Origin of the sequence: Bradyrhizobium sp. ORS 86, assembly GCF_045571475.1 — a bacterium.
Classification (GTDB): domain Bacteria; phylum Pseudomonadota; class Alphaproteobacteria; order Rhizobiales; family Xanthobacteraceae; genus Bradyrhizobium.
Genome location: NZ_CP120699.1, coordinates 5,954,014 through 5,970,084 on the forward strand (window position 1 = coordinate 5,954,014; position 16,071 = coordinate 5,970,084).

General features: G+C 65.1%; 16 protein-coding genes. 5 read left to right on the forward strand and 11 right to left on the reverse strand.

Annotated elements, in window-relative coordinates:
• Positions 1-8: 8 nt before the first annotated feature.
• The 6 genes from P6U25_RS27430 to P6U25_RS27455 all read right to left on the reverse strand — a co-directional run bounded on the left by P6U25_RS27430 (position 9) and on the right by P6U25_RS27455 (position 5,586).
• Complete coding sequence (locus P6U25_RS27430) at positions 9-890, reverse strand: branched-chain amino acid ABC transporter permease (RefSeq protein ID WP_407147878.1); 882 nt, start codon at positions 888-890, stop codon at positions 9-11.
• Positions 891-962: 72 nt separating this feature from the next.
• The gene (locus P6U25_RS27435) at positions 963-1,667 is read right to left on the reverse strand and encodes an ABC transporter ATP-binding protein (RefSeq protein WP_407147879.1); all 705 of its coding nucleotides are present in this window, start codon (positions 1,665-1,667) and stop codon (positions 963-965) included.
• 5 nt (positions 1,668-1,672) lie between these two features.
• Positions 1,673-2,446, reverse strand: coding sequence for an ABC transporter ATP-binding protein (locus P6U25_RS27440; RefSeq protein ID WP_407147880.1), 774 nt, complete (start codon positions 2,444-2,446; stop codon positions 1,673-1,675).
• Between the two features lie 271 nt (positions 2,447-2,717).
• Complete coding sequence (locus P6U25_RS27445) at positions 2,718-3,419, reverse strand: NUDIX hydrolase (protein WP_407147881.1); 702 nt, start codon at positions 3,417-3,419, stop codon at positions 2,718-2,720.
• A 100-nt stretch (positions 3,420-3,519) separates the two neighbouring features.
• The gene (locus P6U25_RS27450) at positions 3,520-4,548 is read right to left on the reverse strand and encodes an ABC transporter substrate-binding protein (protein WP_407147882.1); all 1,029 of its coding nucleotides are present in this window, start codon (positions 4,546-4,548) and stop codon (positions 3,520-3,522) included.
• A 144-nt stretch (positions 4,549-4,692) separates the two neighbouring features.
• Positions 4,693-5,586, reverse strand: a complete 894-nt coding sequence (locus tag P6U25_RS27455) for an SDR family oxidoreductase (RefSeq protein ID WP_407147883.1) — start codon at positions 5,584-5,586, stop codon at positions 4,693-4,695.
• A gap of 89 nt (positions 5,587-5,675) precedes the next feature.
• Here P6U25_RS27455 and P6U25_RS27460 point away from each other — a divergent pair, with 89 nt between their 5' ends.
• A complete protein-coding gene (locus P6U25_RS27460; RefSeq protein WP_407147884.1) occupies positions 5,676-6,533 on the forward strand; it encodes a helix-turn-helix transcriptional regulator in 858 nt (285 codons plus the stop codon).
• On the opposite strand, the gene P6U25_RS27465 is transcribed toward P6U25_RS27460, so the two are convergent.
• From P6U25_RS27465 to P6U25_RS27475, 3 genes are all read right to left on the reverse strand, one after another.
• Positions 6,516-7,640, reverse strand: a complete 1,125-nt coding sequence (locus P6U25_RS27465; protein ID WP_407147885.1) for an alpha/beta hydrolase family protein — start codon at positions 7,638-7,640, stop codon at positions 6,516-6,518. The genes P6U25_RS27460 and P6U25_RS27465 overlap by 18 nt on opposite strands.
• A gap of 82 nt (positions 7,641-7,722) precedes the next feature.
• On the reverse strand, positions 7,723-8,508 hold the full coding sequence (locus tag P6U25_RS27470; RefSeq protein ID WP_407147886.1) for an ABC transporter permease: 786 nt from the start codon (positions 8,506-8,508) through the stop codon (positions 7,723-7,725).
• A complete protein-coding gene (locus P6U25_RS27475; protein ID WP_407152625.1) occupies positions 8,508-9,329 on the reverse strand; it encodes an ABC transporter ATP-binding protein in 822 nt (273 codons plus the stop codon). The genes P6U25_RS27470 and P6U25_RS27475 overlap by 1 nt, the downstream gene beginning before the upstream one ends.
• Positions 9,330-9,515: 186 nt before the next feature.
• On the opposite strand from P6U25_RS27475, the gene P6U25_RS27480 reads away from it, so the two are divergent.
• Positions 9,516-10,439, forward strand: a complete 924-nt coding sequence (locus tag P6U25_RS27480; protein ID WP_407147887.1) for a 2-dehydropantoate 2-reductase — start codon at positions 9,516-9,518, stop codon at positions 10,437-10,439.
• A 190-nt stretch (positions 10,440-10,629) separates the two neighbouring features.
• On the opposite strand, the gene prpB is transcribed toward P6U25_RS27480, so the two are convergent.
• Entirely contained in the window at positions 10,630-11,550 is a 921-nt protein-coding gene (gene prpB / locus P6U25_RS27485; RefSeq protein ID WP_407147888.1) for a methylisocitrate lyase, read from the reverse strand.
• A gap of 115 nt (positions 11,551-11,665) precedes the next feature.
• Entirely contained in the window at positions 11,666-12,484 is an 819-nt protein-coding gene (locus P6U25_RS27490; RefSeq protein WP_407147889.1) for an IclR family transcriptional regulator, read from the reverse strand.
• A 129-nt stretch (positions 12,485-12,613) separates the two neighbouring features.
• On the opposite strand from P6U25_RS27490, the gene P6U25_RS27495 reads away from it, so the two are divergent.
• From P6U25_RS27495 to P6U25_RS27505, 3 genes are read left to right on the forward strand one after another with little or no spacing between them, the layout of a single operon-like run.
• Positions 12,614-13,855 (forward strand): ABC transporter substrate-binding protein, encoded by a 1,242-nt coding sequence (locus tag P6U25_RS27495; protein ID WP_407147890.1) that lies wholly within the window; start codon positions 12,614-12,616, stop codon positions 13,853-13,855.
• A 58-nt stretch (positions 13,856-13,913) separates the two neighbouring features.
• Positions 13,914-15,266 (forward strand): aromatic ring-hydroxylating oxygenase subunit alpha, encoded by a 1,353-nt coding sequence (locus tag P6U25_RS27500; protein WP_407147891.1) that lies wholly within the window; start codon positions 13,914-13,916, stop codon positions 15,264-15,266.
• The gene (locus P6U25_RS27505) at positions 15,263-16,069 is read left to right on the forward strand and encodes an SDR family NAD(P)-dependent oxidoreductase (RefSeq protein ID WP_407147892.1); all 807 of its coding nucleotides are present in this window, start codon (positions 15,263-15,265) and stop codon (positions 16,067-16,069) included. The genes P6U25_RS27500 and P6U25_RS27505 overlap by 4 nt, the downstream gene beginning before the upstream one ends.
• Positions 16,070-16,071 lie beyond the last annotated feature (2 nt).

The following is a 16,071-nucleotide window of genomic DNA, read 5'->3' on the forward strand; positions in this document are numbered from 1 at the left end:
CCGCCGGTTCACGAGCGCCTCGCGAGCAGACCCGCGGGCCGGATGAACATCATCACGATGAAGAAGGCGAACGCCAGCACATAACCCCATTCGAGATCGGAGAACAGGCCGCCGAGCGAGATGATCTCGGCGAATAGGAACGAGGCGATGAAGCCGCCGATGAAGTTGCCGAGCCCTCCGAGCACACAGATCAGGAAGGTGATCGGGCCGAACGAGAGCCCGACGAAGGGATGCACGTCGTATTGCAGCACGAGCAGGCACGCGGCGAGACCAGCCAGCCCGCCGCCGATTGCCGAGGTGATCAGATAGATGCGCTTCGCATCGACGCCCATCAGCGGCATGATCTGGCGGTCCTGCGCGATGGCGCGGATCGCGGTGCCAGTGAAGGTGCGAGTCAGGAACAGATACACGCCGATCATGCCGAGCAGCGCCGCGGCAAAGGACAGCAGCCGCGCGTAGCTGAAATTCATGTCGCCGAGCGACAGGACCGGCAGGCGGATGCCGAGGTTCTTGAAGTCGATGCCGAAGGCGACGGTGGCAAAGCTCTGCAGGATGAACAGAACGCCGCCGGTCGCCAGGAGCTGGTTGATCGGCGGCGAGGTCAGCAAAGGCGCGATGACGAGGTAGTGCAGCGCCGCGCCGAGCAGCGCGACCAGCATGATGACCAGCGGCGCGGCGGCCCAGTATGACAGGCCGAAAGACTGCACCAGGTAGTACATGCCGTACATGCCGATCATCACCAGCTCGGCATAGCAGATCCAGGTGACATCAATGACGCCGAAGATCAGGTTGAGGCCGAGCGCGAGCAGCGCCAGAACGCCGCCGAGCAGGATGCCGTTGATGACGGCCTCGAGAAAGTAGATGTCGAAGATGTCGAGGAAGGATTGCATGGTGTTTCCTCTCCTTACCTCTCCCCCGCAAGCGGGAGAGGGAGAACACTGATCGAGTGGACAGTGTCATCCTCACACCCCCAGATACGCCTGCTTGATGGTGTCGCTCGCCGCGAGCTCCGCCGACGTGCCGGCGACACGGATGGTGCCGGCCTCCAGCAGGTAGGCGCGGTCGACCACGCGCAGCACCTGCTGCACGTTCTGTTCGACGATCAGCACCGTGAGACCGCTGGCGCGGATCCGCTTCACCAGTTCGAACACCTGCTGCACCACGACCGGCGCGAGGCCTGCGGAGGGCTCGTCGAGCAGCAGCAGCTTCGGGTTCGACATCAGCGCGCGGCCGATCGCGCACATCTGCTGCTCGCCGCCGGACATGGTGCCGGCCATCTGGTGGCGACGCTCCCTCATGCGCGGGAACAGCTCGAACACGAAGTCGAGCCGCTCGGCGTAATGGGCGCGTGCGCCGGGCATATAGGCGCCCATCTTCAGATTGTCGGCGACGCTGAGCCGCGGAAACAGCCGGCGGTTCTCCGGCACATGGGCAATGCCGAGGCTGACGATGCGATGCGGAGGCGTCGCCACGACGTCCGTGCCCTGCATCGTGATGCGGCCTCTGACGGGACGGATCAAACCTGAGATCACGCGCATCAACGTCGTCTTGCCGGCGCCGTTCGGGCCGATCACGCCGACCGCTTCGCCCGCCTTGACGTCGAGACTGACGTCGAACAGCGCCTGGAAGCTGCCATAGCCCGCGTCGATTGATCTGAGCTCGAGCATGCCGGTCACGCCTCGATCCGGCGGCGCGCCTGCGCGGCCGCAGCCGCCGCAAGGCTCGCATCGGCATCGGTGCCGAGATAGACCTCGATCACCCTGGCGTTCCCAGCGACATCGGCCGGCAGACCTTCGGCGATCTTCTCGCCATGATCGAGTACCATCACGCGATCGACGACGCGCATCAGGACGCCCATGATGTGCTCGACCCAGATGATGGTGATGCCGAGCTCGTCGCGGATCCGGCGCAACATGTCGGCGGCCTGGTCCATCTCGGCTTCGTCGAGGCCGCCGAGGCTTTCGTCGGCGAGCAGCAGCTTTGGCCCGGTCGCGAGTGCTTTCGCCAGTTCAAGCTTCTTCAACCCGGCGGCGCCCAGGCCCTCGACGCTGGCATGGCGGTCGGTCGGCAGGCCGACCATCGCGAGCGCGCGCTCGGCCGCCTCCTCCGCTCGGGCACGGCTGTGGCGGCCCTGGCCGTAGAAGCCCGCGAGCGCCACGTTCTCGAAAATGCTGAGCCGGTGAAACGGCCGCGGGATCTGGAAGGTGCGGCCAACGCCGCTGACGATGATCCGGTGCGGAGCAAGCCCCGCGATCTCGCGGCCGTCGAACAGGATCGAGCCTGCGGTCGGCGGCAAGGTGCCCGACAGCATGTTGAAGATCGTGCTCTTGCCCGAGCCGTTCGGGCCGATCAGGCCGAGGATCTCGCCCCGCTCGACGCGGAACGACACGTTGTTGACGGCGCGAAAACCGCCAAACCGCTTGACGAGACCTTCGACGGCGAGCACGGCGGTCCCTTTCGAACTGCGGTCTAGGTCTGATGAGAGGTCACGCCGGCTGGCCGCCGCGCGGTCGCGCGCCGCATCCGTGCCGCGGCACCGGCGTACGACGCCGCCGGCGGCCTGCGTGGCGCCTTCGTGACCCGCATGAATCCCTCCCGGGGGTTGTGCACCGCGTTTTTGTTTCACCTATCACACGGGGACCACGCGATGATGTCAAGCGCCATGGCCGTGTCGGTGCGGCGCAGTTCCTCTAGCACTTGGTTGCAGGCGCGCGGCGCTAGGCCGCAAGCTGTGCTTCGATGAACGCCGTGACGAAGCGCGGCATCGCGGCGCCGAGATCGGCGCGGCTGCGCACCAGGTGGATCGCGACGAGCTCGGGATCGTGCTGCCGCGCGAGATTGGCCTCAAGCCGTTGGCGCAACGCCTCGCCGGGCATGTCGACGCGCAGGATGCGGATCATCGCAAGCGCGGGCCCGGTGTAGACGCAGTACCAGTCCGCATCCGCACGGCAGTCTGCGGCGGAAAGGCCGGTCTCCTCCTCGAGCTCCCGCATCACGCTGCCGGCGATGTCGACGGCGTCTTCCTTGATGTCGTTGAGGTCCGGCGTACCGGACGGAAAGTAGATCCGCCCGGGATTGGCCGTGTGCTGGCCCATCTCGCCGAGCACGAAGGCGCCGTCGTTCGCCAGCAGTGCGCCCATGCCGAAGCCGTTGAAGATCTCCCCGTCGGGGAAACCCCAGTCGCGCCAGGCGAGGAAGCTCGCGAAATCTGTCTCGAAGTAATTGGCGCTGAGACGCCCGCCCGCAAACACGGGGTCGCGGCCGAGCAGCACGCGGCCGTTCCACAGGCTCGGCTTCGCGCGCTGCTGGGCGGCGAAATGCGCGTCGATCTCGGCACGCCGCGCGTCGGCGAACGGCCAGCGCCGATTCCGCAACGTCAGGTCGAGCGCGGTGACGCGATGAATGACCGGAGACTGCATGTCGTTCACCGCACCCTGATTCCCTTGGCTGCATGGTCCCGCCGGAAAGCCGCTACAACGCCTTGTGCGACAGCAACTCTCCGGTTCCAGACCATGCTCCCTACTTCGCGTTCATTCCTGTCGTTTTCTTGACCTGATCGACAAATTTGTTGGTGTAGGTCTTGGTCACGTCGACGCCGGCTTTCGCCACGTCGGGCGAACCCACGCTGAACACCGCAAGCACCGCCTCCGCGCCCTTCGGATCCATCTTGCCGGTCTCCGAATACATCGGGATCGTGTTCTTCAGCGCGGCCAGATAAAGATCCTTGTTCTTGCCGACGATCTCATCCGGCATCTTGGCCATGATCTCTTCGGCCGAATGCGAATGAATCCAGGACAGCGTCGCCATGATGGCGTTGGTCAGCGCCTGTGCCTCCTTCTCGTGCCCGTTCACCCAGGCCGCGGTCGAATAGAGCGCGCCGCCCGGGTATTCGCCGCCGAACACCGCGAGCGTGTCACGCTGCGTGCGGGTGTCGCTCAGGATCTTGAGGTCGGAATGGCTGCCCTGCAGCACGGTGACGGAGGGATCGAGCATCACGGCGGCATCGATCTGGCCCTGCTCCATCGCGGCCACCGCAGTGGCGCCGAGACCGACACCGATCACGGACGTGCCCATCGGGTCGAGGCCGTTCTTCTTCAGCATGTACTTCAGGAAGAAATCGGTCGACGAGCCCGGCGCGCTGACGCCGACCTTCTTGCCGGCGAGATCCTTGATCGAGTTGATCTCACCGGTGTGCTTCGGCGAGACCACCAGCACGAGGCCGGGATAGCGGTCATAGACCACGAAGGCCTGCAGCTCCTGCTTCTTGGCCGCGAGGTTGACGCAATGGTCGAAATAGCCGGAGACGACATCGGCGCTGCCGCCGAGCACCGCTTTCAGCGCATCCGAGCCGCCCTTGAGATCGACCAGCTCGACCGAAAGCCCCGCCTTGTCATATTCGCCGAGTTGCTTGGCGAGCACCGTCGGCAGATAGCACAGGCAGGCGCCGCCGCCGACCGCGATGGTGATCTTGCTTTGCGCAGCGGCAAGGCCCGTGCTCATCACGAGCGCCAGCAACACACCCGCGACCTTGCCCAACATCGTCCTCATGACGTCCTCCACTCGAAATTTGGCGGCAAGATAATGCAGGGCGGCTGGCTTGAGAAGGCGACTTTCCGATAGCTGGTTACGGCCGCGCTTCGCGCCGGTCCGAACTCGCAACGAAGGCTAATAGCATCGGACCGCTCTCCCAGACTATTGCGCGAAATACGCGGGGTGATCGATGTCGGTGAGCAGTCCCGGCTGCTCCGGCTGCCAGTCGAGCCGCGACCTCGTGCGCGCGCTCGAGGTCGGGACGTCGATGGCGACGAACCGGCCGAACCAGCCGAAATGCGCGGCCGCCTCCTCCGGCGACTTCGACACCAAGGGAACGTTGAGACGGCGGGCGATCACCTCGGCGATGTCCTTGAACGCTACGCCTTCGTCGGCCACGGCGTGGAAGGGACCGCCTTCGACGCCGCGCTCGAGCGCCAGCCGGTAGACCCGCGCCGCGTCGAGACGGTGCACGCCGGGCCAGTGGTTGAGCCCTTCGCCGATATAGGCGGAGACGCCCTTCTCGCGCGCGAAGGCAACGAGGCGCGGCACGAAGCCGTGATCGCCGTGGCCGTGCACCGACGGCGGCAGACGCACCACACCTGCACGCACGCCGCGTGACGCCACCGCCATCGTCGCCGCTTCCGACGCGCGCGGATAGGCCTCGGAGACTGCATGTGGCGCGTCCTCCTCGGTGGCGACGCGGCCCTGCGCCATGGTTGCAACGCCCGATGTCGTGAGCAGCGGCCGCTTCGAGCCTTCGAGCACGACGCCCAGCGTCTCGATCGCGCGCCGGTCATCCTCGCAGTTCCTGGCGAACTTCGAGAAGTCGTGGTTGAAGGCGCAGTGGATCACCGCATCTGCCTGTTCGGCGCCGCGCTTGAGGCTATCCAGGTCCTCGAGTGTCCCGTGATGCGGCTCGGCACCGGCGGCTGCCAGTGCCTCCGCGCCCTTCTCCGAGCGGGTCATGCCGAGCACCTGATGGCCGGCGGCGATCAGATCCTTGGTGACGGCCGAGCCGACCCAGCCGGTGGCCCCAGTGACGAATACACGCATAGGCAAATCTCCAGGTTTCGCTGGAGACAAATCTCATCTGGATTATTCTGGTAAAGTAGTGATCTTATCATGGTATAATAGCTAACAGGATGAGCATTTCAGGCGCGCACGACAATCGGCTCGGGACCTATCTGAAAGATCGGCGCAGCAAGCTCGATCCCGCCACCTTCGGCTTTCCGGCCGGGCGGCGTCGCACGCCGGGCCTGCGCCGCGAGGAGGTGGCACAGCGCGCCAATATCAGCCCGACCTGGTACACGTGGCTCGAGCAGGGCCGCGGCGGGGCGCCGTCGGCAGATGTGCTGGACCGCATCTCGCGCGCGCTGATGCTGACCGACGTCGAGCGCGAGCACCTCTTCCTGCTCGGCCTCGGCCGCACGCCCGAAGTTCGTTACCAAAGAAGCGAAGGCGTCACGCCGCGGTTGCAGCGCGTGCTCGACGCGCTATCGCCGAGTCCGGCGGTCATCCGCACCGCGACGTGGGACGTCGTCGCTTGGAACAGGGCCGCGACCGTGATGCTGACCGACTACGGCGCGCTGCCGCCGAACCAGCGCAACATCCTGCGCTTCATCTTTCTCGATCCGCGCGTCCGCGCCGCGCAGCGTGATTGGCAAAGCGTGGCGCGCTTCGTGGTCGGCGCATTCAGGGTGGACGCGGCGCGCGCCGGCGCGGCGGCTGCGGTGCAACCTTTCGTCGACGAGCTCTGCCGGCTGAGCCCGGAGTTCGCGGCGATGTGGCGCGACAACGACGTCCGCACCCATGGCGAGGGCGTCAAGCATCTCCGGCACCCGATCCTCGGCCCGATCACCTTCGAATATTCCGCATTCGCGGTCGACGGCCGGCCCGATCTCAGCATGGTCGTCTACAACCCGACCGAGCCGGAGGTTGCGAACAAGATCCGAAAGCTGATGGACGCGGCGCGGCCATCCGGTCTAGCCGCGCATACGTGACTGTCCGACGGCATACAGCGAGCAGTCCTTCCATGCCTCGACGCACAAGCGCATCGCCTCCTGCCTGGCTTCATCGGCGGTATGGTCGATGACCAATGAACAATGACCTTGGGCATTCCATGCAAATGCCTTGGCGTCAGTGCGCGTCGCCACGTAATCATTGAAATACATCGCACATGCGGCATTGAGCGGGCTGGGCGCGGGAATCGAGACTAGCGGCGGCAGCTCGACCATTACCGAAACCGGCAGGCGCAATCCGCTTAGAAAGCCTTCGACGGCAGGCCACCATGTTTCAACAGGTCCGGTCGCAACGCGATGGCCCTCAACGCCGAAAGGCGGCAGCATCTCCAATTGCGCGGGAGCGCCGGCGGCAGTGTAGGATTCGAACATGCGGCGAGCCAGGGGCGCCGGAATGTAGTGATCGTTCTCGGCATGAATCCACAATGCGGGCACCCGGGTGGTGCGGCCGAGGATACCGGCATCCTCCACCAGACGATCCGGGCTGCAGACGTGGTCAGAGCCGGCCGATCCGTGACCGCCGGCGAAATCGAGGACACCTATGACGCCGGGAGTATTGTTGGCCGCGGCGACGATCACCGCAAACCCGCCGGTCGAATGACCAAATAGCAGAACCCGGTCCGGGTCAGCCCAAGGCTCGCTGCGAAGGGCGACGACCGCGCCGCTGACGTCCTCGGCCGCAGCATGTCCCACGGCCAGATAATCCCGATCGTTGCACGGTCCCGAGAGGCGCTCGGCAAATGGTCCCTCCGAATGGCCAAAGCCACGGCGCATGATCGATACGGCCGCGTAGCCGCGCTGCGCGAATGCTACGGCCGGATTGGCGAGCGCGGTCGGCGCTTGATGGGCGATCGCGATACGAAAGGCCTCTCCTGTCGCAGCCGGCGTGCCATGAACCAGAATGACCACCGGAAACCGTCCGGGCCGATCCGGGCGTACGACCATGGCCTCGAGGTTAACCTGCCGCTCCTCCGAAAGCCTGATCGGTACCTTGACGAATTCCTGGATCAAACCTGGCAATGCCATATCGGCCGAAGCCTGGCGGAGGAGTAACAGGCAGAACGCGAGCGCGTAACCAAGCCGCCTCATGATCGTCTCCTGACGTCAGGCCAAGGCTAGGCCACACCCTACGGCAAGCGAGCGGAACGGGTCAACGCGGCGGGAGTTTGCCCTACTGCCGCGACGCCGTCGTCGGCCGCCAGACCAGCAGCCGCTTCTCCACGACCGTCACGCCCATGTCGATCAGGATGACGAACGCCGACAGCACGAACATGCCGGCGAACACGCCCGCGACGTCGAACACGCCTTCGGCTTGCTGGATCAGATAGCCGAGGCCGGCCGCGGCACCGAGATATTCGCCGACGACGGCGCCGACCACAGCGAAGCCGACCGAGGTGTGCAGGGACGAGAACATCCAGGACAGCGCCGAGGGCCAATAGACATGCCGCATCAACTGCCGCTCGTTCATGCCGAGCATCCGGGCATTGTCGAGCACAGTGGTCGAGACCTCCTTGACGCCCTGATAGACGTTGAAGAACACGATGAAGAACACCAGCGTCACGCCGAGCGCGACCTTGGACCAGACGCCGAGCCCGAACCACAGCGCGAAGATCGGCGCCAGCACCACGCGCGGCAGCGCGTTGACCATCTTCACATAGGGATCGAACACCGCGGCGGTGCGCGGCTGCCGCGCGAACCAGAAGCCGACCAGGATGCCGCCGGCCGAGCCGATCACGAAGGCGAGGATGGATTCCCACAAGGTGATTGCGAGATGCTTCCAGATCACGCCGGACGAGAACCATTTGACGATCTGGCTGAACACGTCGACCGGATTGGAGAAGAAGAACGGCGGCAGCAGGATCTTGCCGAACACCGGCACGGTCGAGAAGAGCTGCCACAGCACCAGCACGACAACGGCGACCAGCACCTGGAGCGCCAACAACGTCAGGCGCGACATCAGGCGGCTCCCGCCTGCGAGGACTGCACGTAGCCTTTCATCACCTCATCCTTCAGCACGCTCCAGATCTCCCGGTGCAAGGCGTGAAAATCCTTCTCCATGCGGATCTCTGAAATGTCGCGCGGCCGCGGCAGCGCGATGCGCCAGTCGCCGATGATCCGGGCCGAAGGGCCGGCCGACATGATCACGACGCGGTCGGCCAGCGCGATCGCTTCCTCGAGATCGTGGGTGACGAACAGCACCGCCTTGCGATCAGCGTTCCACAGTTCCAGCAGCAGATTGCCCATGATCTGCCGGGTCTGCGCGTCGAGCGGACCGAATGGTTCGTCCATCAAGAGGATCTTCGGATCGCGGATCAGGACCTGCGCGAGGCCGACCCGCTTGCGCTGGCCGCCGGACAGCATGTGCGGATAGCGTCCCGCGAAGGCGCCGAGGCCGACCGACTCAAGCCACGTCTGCGCGCGCCTCAGCGCTTCGGTCCGCGGCGTGCCCCTGATCTCGAGCCCGATCGCGACATTGTCGATTGCGGTCTTCCACGGGAACAGCGCATCGGCCTGGAACAGGTAACCGGCGTCGCGGTTCAGGCCGGCAAGCGGCTTGTCAAAGATTCGCGCGGTACCCGACGCCGGCCGCAACAGACCGGCCGCGACGTTCAGCAGCGTCGATTTCCCGCACCCGGTCGGCCCGACAATGGCGACGAACTCGCCATGTGCCACTGCAAGATTTGCCTTCTCGACCGCGGTGTAGACCCGTCCACCCGCCAACCGAAACGCCACCGTCGCGTTGTCAAGCGCGACCGCCGTCGGCCCTGTCTTCTCCACCACGTTGCCTCCCGAACTTCGCAGCATGGCTTAGCGATTCAGGCCGGCAAGTTCAACGCAGGAAGGTGGCTTAGACGGCCATTGCCGCTGGGTCGGCGCGGTTCTCAGGACAAGCGGGTTGAGAATTGGCCCGATATCGTCGAGGCTATCGGTCCACCACCGAAGCGGACCAGTAGGAGACAGATCATGCGGATTGCAGTCGTTGGCGCCGGCGGCGTCGGGGGTGGCTTTGGCGCGGCGCTCGCGCATGCCGGAGCCGACGTCACCTTCATCGCGCGCGGCGCCCATCTCGCGGCCATGCGGAGCGAAGGGCTGAAGATCCAGGGCGGACGCGGCGAAACCCATCTGGTGCCGACGCGGGCGACCGACGATCCGGCCAGCGTCGGCCCCGTCGATGTCGTGCTGTTCTGCGTCAAGCTGTGGGACGTTGAAAGCGCCGGCGAGCATATCAAGCCGATGGTCGGTCCCGAGACAGCGGTCATCCCGCTGCAGAACGGGATCGACGCGCCGGAGCGGCTGATCCCGATCCTCGGGCGGAAGGCGGTGATGGGCGGCGTCGCGCAGATCAGCGCGTCGATCATCAAGCCCGGCGTGATCAATCAGGTCGGCACCTTCATGCGCATGATCTTCGGCGAGCTCGACGGCAGCATCACGCGGCGCGGCAAGGCGTTCCTTGAGCTCTGCCTGAAGGCAGGCTTCGATGCGACGCTGAGCGAAGAGATCATCACCGAGCTCTGGATGAAGTTCATCCTGCTCGCCAGCAATGCCGGCATGACGGCCGTCACGAGGCAACCGATCGGCAGACTGCGCGACGATCCCGATCTCCGCCCGCTGTTCGTGTCGACCTGCCGGGAAACCATCGCCGTCGGCCGCGCCCACGGCATCAAGCTGCCGCCCGACGCACTCGAGAAGGCGCTCGACTTCATCGGCCATGCGCCGCCGGCAATGAAGGCGTCGATGGCGCTCGATCTCGAGCGCGGCAACCGGCTCGAATTGCCCTGGCTGAACGGCAAGGTCGTCGAGCTCGGCCGCAAGCTCGGCGTTGCGACGCCGACGCACGACTTCCTCTATGCGGTGCTGAAACCCTATGCGATGGGCACGCCAACCTAAAGCATGATGAGACGAGAACAATCTGTGCGGCAGGGGATTCACCTCTCCCATCGGGAGAGGTCGCGCCGACGGCGCGGGTGAGGGGTTGCGCTCTCGCATGGAGCCGAGTCCCCTCACCCGATTTGCACTGGACGATGCTCCGCATCGCCACGCGCAAATCGACCTCTCCCCGCTGGGGAGAGGTAAAGGATCAGCGCTGTGGCATGGTTTCGGGGATGACAGTGGCGACGATCGAGGCATCCAGCGCCTCGTAATCGGACAGCCCGATGGTCGCGTAGAGCTCGGCGCGGGTCTGCATCTTGTCGATCATGTTCTGCGTGCCGCCGTCGCGCGCGATCGCGGCATAGAGCTGCTCCTGCGCCTTGTTCGCGACCCGCAGTGCGGAGACCGGCCAGATCACCATCGCGTAGCCCATCGCCTCGAACTCGGCAGCGGTGAAGAATGGTGTCCTGCCGAACTCGGTCATGTTGGCGAGCAGCGGCGTACCCGGCATCCGCTCCGCGAAGGCGCGGAACATCTCGGCGCTATCGAGCGCCTCGGGAAAGATCGCCTCGGCGCCGGCTTCCATGTAGAGCTTGGCGCGCGCCACCGCGCCATCGAGGCCCTCGCTTGCGGCGGCATCGGTGCGGGCGACCACCACGAGATCGCGGCGCGCCTTTGCCGCGGCCGCGACCTTGGCCGCCATGTCATGGGCATCAGCAAGCTTCTTGTCGTTCAAATGTCCGCACTTCTTCGGAAGAAGCTGGTCCTCCAGATGCACCGCGCCGGCGCCCGCCTCCTCGAACACGCGCACCATATGCATCACGTTCAGCGCCTCGCCATAGCCGGTGTCGCCGTCGACCAGGACCGGCAGGCCCGACGGACGTGCGACTTGGCGCACGAAGAACGCGACCTCGTCGACGGTGATGATGCCGAGGTCAGGCAAGCCCATCGACGCCGTCATCGCCGCGCCCGACAGATAGACCGCCTTGAATCCGGCAGCCTTCGCCTGCAGCGCGGCCATGCCATTGTGCGTGCCTGGCAGCCGCAGGATGCCCGGCTCGCGCAGCAAGGCACGAAACCTGCGGCCCGCGCTTTCAGTGGGGTGATCGGCGGCAACAAGATACGGCATGGTAGCCTCCAATTCGGCTCTCGCGGTCCCATCAACATTGCGATTGTTCCGACGATAGCAACTTCCAGGCAGCGCACCCAGCCGCCGAGCACCGGGCTGCCGAGCGGGATTGGCATCAATCAGGGCGTGCGCGTTTCGTTGCGGCCGGCTGGCCGTCCTGAAATCCCAGCAAGGCGGAAATCTGCCGTCCCGCCTCGCGCACCAGCTTTGAATAGTCGAGCAGTTTCTGTTCGTCGATGCGCGCGCTCGGCCCGTAAAGACCGATCGAGCCGACGACGCTGCCGCGGTGATCGAAGCATGGCGCGGACACCGCAACGGCGCCGGCGAAGATCTCGCTGTGGCTCATCGCATAGCCGTGTCGCCGCGCGAATTTCAGAGCTTCCTCGAGTTCGGTCCGCTCGCCGCTCTTCCTGATGGTGGAGAGAAGCTCCGCCTGCCGTTCCGGCTCCATGAAGGCCAGCATGGCCTTGCCCGTCGACCCCTGCGTCAGACTCAGGCTATCGCCGACGCCGCGGCTGATCGAGAGCACGTGACGGCTCTCGCATTCGAGAATGCAGATGCCGCGATCCTCCTGCACCCGGAACAGCGCGGCGGTCTCGCCGGTCGCCTCGCGCAAGCCTTCGACGATCGGGCGCGCGGTTGCAACGATATCAAGTCCCTTTAGCCAGACATGCGAGAGCTTCATCACGCCATGAGCGAGGCGGAAGCGCTGCGGCTCGCCTTCGGCCTGGATGAGGTCGCGTTGCGCCAGCGTCTGCAACAGACGGTACAGCGTCGGTCGGCTCAGCCCGACGCGCTTCTGGATCTCGAGCACGCTCAGCGCCGGCTGATCGGGAGTGAAGCATTGCAGGATCGCGATCGCACGGTCCACCGCCCGCACGCCTGATGCCCCCTGCTCCGCGTCCCGGGTCTCCGCCTTGGGTCTCTTTGTCATCCGTCACATCCGCGATTCCGGCAGGGGCGCACTGCGCGCCGCGCATCTTGACCGATTTGCCGTCGTCGATAGTATCAGAATATGAGAATGATGTCCATCAGATGGACACACATTTTGGGAGGACCGGAATTGCTTCAGACAGTTCGTCCGCATAGACGGCCCGCGGCTTGGGCGGCATCGACGATCGCCACATGGCTGCTTTCGACGCCGCTTACACATGCCGCGCCCGATGGCTCGGGCATCTCGGACGGCGTGGTGCGCATTGCGGTATTGGGCGACTATGGCAGCGGCCGCGATCTCGGCGGCCCGGGCTCGGTGACCGCCGCAAAGCTTGCGGCGGAGGATTTTCACAGCAAGGTTCTAGGGAAGCCGATCGAAATCATCTCGGCCGATCATCAGAACAAACCGGATGTCGCGGTCGGGATCGCGCGGCAATGGTTCGACGTCGATCATGTCGACGCCGTCACCGACCTTGCGGTGAGTTCCGTCGGTCTCGCCGTCGCCGGGCTTGCGACGCAGAGCAACCGGACGGCGCTTGTATCGGGCGCTGCGACATCGGAACTGACCGGCGACAAATGCTCGCCCGTCGTCACGCACTGGGCGGACGATACCTACGCGCTGTCGGCCGGTCTCGTCGGTGAACTCAGCCACCGTGTCGGCAAGGATTGGTTCTTTGTCGCGGTCGACTATTCGTTCGGCACTGCGATGGTGAAAGACGCCTCGCGAGCGGTCACCGATGCGGGCGGCAAGGTGCTGGGCGCGGTGCGATATCCCTTCAACACCACCGATTTCTCGTCCTTCCTGCTCGCGGCGCAGAACTCAAGCGCCAAGGTCGTGGCGCTGGCCGGCACCGGCGCGGACACCGTCAATGCAGTGAAACAGACCCACGAGTTCGGCCTGCAACGGGGCGGGCAGACCATCGTCGGCATGCTGACTTTCATTTCCGACGTCCATTCGATCGGACTAAAGGACGCACAGGGCATGTACGTCGCATCCCAATACTATTGGGATGACGACGACGGCACCCGCGCGTTTGCCAAGCGGTTCTTTGCGATCGAAAAGCGTGAGCCCACCAAATTGCAAGCGGCGACCTATGCCGCCGTACGTCATTATCTGAAGGCGATCGAGGCCGGCGGCACCGACGAGGCGAAAGCTGTCAATGCCGAAATGCGCAAGCTGCCGGTCGATTTCTTCGGTCGCCCCGCGCATGTCCGCAAGGACGGCCGCGTCATCTACGACCTCTCGCTCTATCGCGTGAAGAAGCCGGGCGAGAGCAAGCATCCCTGGGACTACTACCAGAAGATCTCGGTCATTCCCGGCAACAACGCATTCCGTCCCGAGAACGCGGGCGGCTGCAAGCTCAGCAACTAGGAACCCAACCTCATCCGCCACGACGCGCCGTCGCCCAATGCAACATAAGGAGGAGCCGATGTCCTTGCGGAACGATTTCGAGAAGCTTGTTGACGTCAAGAACGGCTTCATCAGCCGCGAGATCTTCGTGGACGCCGATATCTACCGGCAGGAGCTCGACAAGGTCTTCACCCGGGCCTGGCTCCTGGTCGGTCACGAGAGCCTGGTCCCGAATCCCGGCGACTTCTACACGTCACGCATGGGCGAGGAATCCGTCATCCTCTGTCGCGACAAGAAAGGCGAGATCCACGTCTTCCTCAACTCGTGCCGGCACCGCGGCATGAAAGTGTGCCGCTACGAGCAGGGCAACACGTCGCTGTTCACCTGCCCATACCATAGCTGGACGTATACGACGGACGGCAAGCTGCAGGGTGTTCCGCTGCACCGGACACTCTATGACGGCGTGCTCGACCGCGAGGCCAACTCACTGGTCTCGGTGGCGAAGCTCTGCAACTACAAGGGCTCGATCTGGGCGACCTGGGACAAGGACGCGCCCCACTTCCTTACCTATCTGGGCGACGCCAAGATCCATCTCGACCAGGCGCTCGACTGCCGCGACGGCCGCGAAGGCGGCTCGGAGGTGATCGGCGTCCACAAATGGGTGTTCCCTGCCAACTGGAAATTCGCCGCCGAAAATTTCTTAGGCGACACCTACCACAATCCGAGCCACCGCTCGGTCGACCTGATCGGCATCGGGCCGAGCGCGGCCGCCGGCAAGAAAGGCCGCCGCGACGACGAGCTGGAGAAGGCACAACACGTTTGGATCAGTTTCCCGGGCGGGCACGGCGTGCACAGCGCCATTCAGCCGGAGGCCAATGAATACGTCGAGTCCTTCCTCGACAATCCGATCCTTGAACAATATTTCCGGCACTGCTTCGAAGAGCGCAAGCGACGGCTCGGCGAACAGGCGCGCCTATTGCCCTTCGTCGGCACGATCTTCCCCAACACCTCCTACCATGGCCGGCAGCCGCGCGGACTTTGCGCCTGGCATCCGCACAGCCCGACCTCGACCGAAGGCTGGCGCTTCTTCCTGGTCGACAAGGATGCGCCGCAGGAAGCCAAGGATTATCTGCGTCACTACTACATGCGCTACTCCGGTCCGGCCGGCATGACCGAGCAGGACGACATGGAGAACTGGCTCTATGCGACCGCCGCCAGCACCGGGACGATCGCACGGCGCCATCCCTTCAATTATCAGCAATCCATGGGGGCCTACGTCACCGACCACCCGCTGGGCGGTGAGGTCAGCACTCAAGTCACCGAACAGATCGCGCGCGGCTTCTATCGTCGCTGGACCACTTACATGCAAGGCGGCGACTGGAACGAATTGCTCGGGTCGCCCGCGAGCAACAGCAGGCAGGCCGCAGAATGACCGCATCAGGAAAAATCATTCTCGTCAGCGGTGGCACTTTCGGCATTGGCCGCGCGATCACGCTCGGCCTAGCGAGGCGCGGCCATTCGGTCGTGGCATTCGGCCTCGAGGCGCCGCAGGTCTCGAGCACCGCACGGAACGCCATTCCCGGGCTACGCGAGGAACTTGACCGCGAGGGCCTCTCCGCCGAACTCATGGAAGCTGATGTGTCTGACGCGGACGATGTTGCTCGCGTGATCGAGCGGGCGCTGGCGCGCTTCGGCCGCATCGACGGCGTCGTCAACAATGCCGCGATCGGTCCGCTCGGAACGGTGCTCGATACCGACGAGGCGCTGTTCGATCGCATCATCGCCGTCAATCTCAAGGGCCCGTACCTGACGAGCCGCGCCGCGATCCCGCATATGATCGCGCAAGGCGGCGGCTCGATCGTCAACATCGGATCCGGCGCCGGCTGGGGCAAGCCGAACATGGCGGTCTACAGCGCGAGCAAGGGCGGCGTCGTGGCGCTGAGCGCGGCGATGGCCTACGATTTCTTCCATCAGCGGATCCGCGTGAACACAGTCATCCCCGGAGGCGGCGGCATCGTCAGCGGAATGAGCCTCGGCCGCGTCGGCGGCGATGCGAACCGCTTCGGCAAGGGCGCACCGGGCACGGCCGCAGGCCGCACCGCCAGCGGCGATGACATCGCCAACGTCGTCGCCTTCCTGCTGTCGTCGGAAGCCGAGACGCTGTCTGGGACCGTGATCGACGTCGGCTGCTTTGCGCAGCAGGGCGGACCGGTGCCGCCCAAGCCGGCGCTCTGACG

Coding starts and splice junctions, on each gene's coding strand:
- P6U25_RS27430 (WP_407147878.1), bottom strand. CDS start 890: ATGCAATCCTTCCTCGACATCTTCGACATCTACTTTCTCGAGGCCGTC.
- P6U25_RS27435 (WP_407147879.1), bottom strand. CDS start 1,667: ATGCTCGAGCTCAGATCAATCGACGCGGGCTATGGCAGCTTCCAGGCG.
- P6U25_RS27445 (WP_407147881.1), bottom strand. CDS start 3,419: ATGCAGTCTCCGGTCATTCATCGCGTCACCGCGCTCGACCTGACGTTG.
- P6U25_RS27450 (WP_407147882.1), bottom strand. CDS start 4,548: ATGAGGACGATGTTGGGCAAGGTCGCGGGTGTGTTGCTGGCGCTCGTG.
- P6U25_RS27455 (WP_407147883.1), bottom strand. CDS start 5,586: ATGCGTGTATTCGTCACTGGGGCCACCGGCTGGGTCGGCTCGGCCGTC.
- P6U25_RS27460 (WP_407147884.1), top strand. CDS start 5,676: ATGAGCATTTCAGGCGCGCACGACAATCGGCTCGGGACCTATCTGAAA.
- P6U25_RS27465 (WP_407147885.1), bottom strand. CDS start 7,640: ATGAGGCGGCTTGGTTACGCGCTCGCGTTCTGCCTGTTACTCCTCCGC.
- P6U25_RS27470 (WP_407147886.1), bottom strand. CDS start 8,508: ATGTCGCGCCTGACGTTGTTGGCGCTCCAGGTGCTGGTCGCCGTTGTC.
- P6U25_RS27480 (WP_407147887.1), top strand. CDS start 9,516: ATGCGGATTGCAGTCGTTGGCGCCGGCGGCGTCGGGGGTGGCTTTGGC.
- prpB (WP_407147888.1), bottom strand. CDS start 11,550: ATGCCGTATCTTGTTGCCGCCGATCACCCCACTGAAAGCGCGGGCCGC.
- P6U25_RS27490 (WP_407147889.1), bottom strand. CDS start 12,484: ATGACAAAGAGACCCAAGGCGGAGACCCGGGACGCGGAGCAGGGGGCA.
- P6U25_RS27500 (WP_407147891.1), top strand. CDS start 13,914: ATGTCCTTGCGGAACGATTTCGAGAAGCTTGTTGACGTCAAGAACGGC.
- P6U25_RS27505 (WP_407147892.1), top strand. CDS start 15,263: ATGACCGCATCAGGAAAAATCATTCTCGTCAGCGGTGGCACTTTCGGC.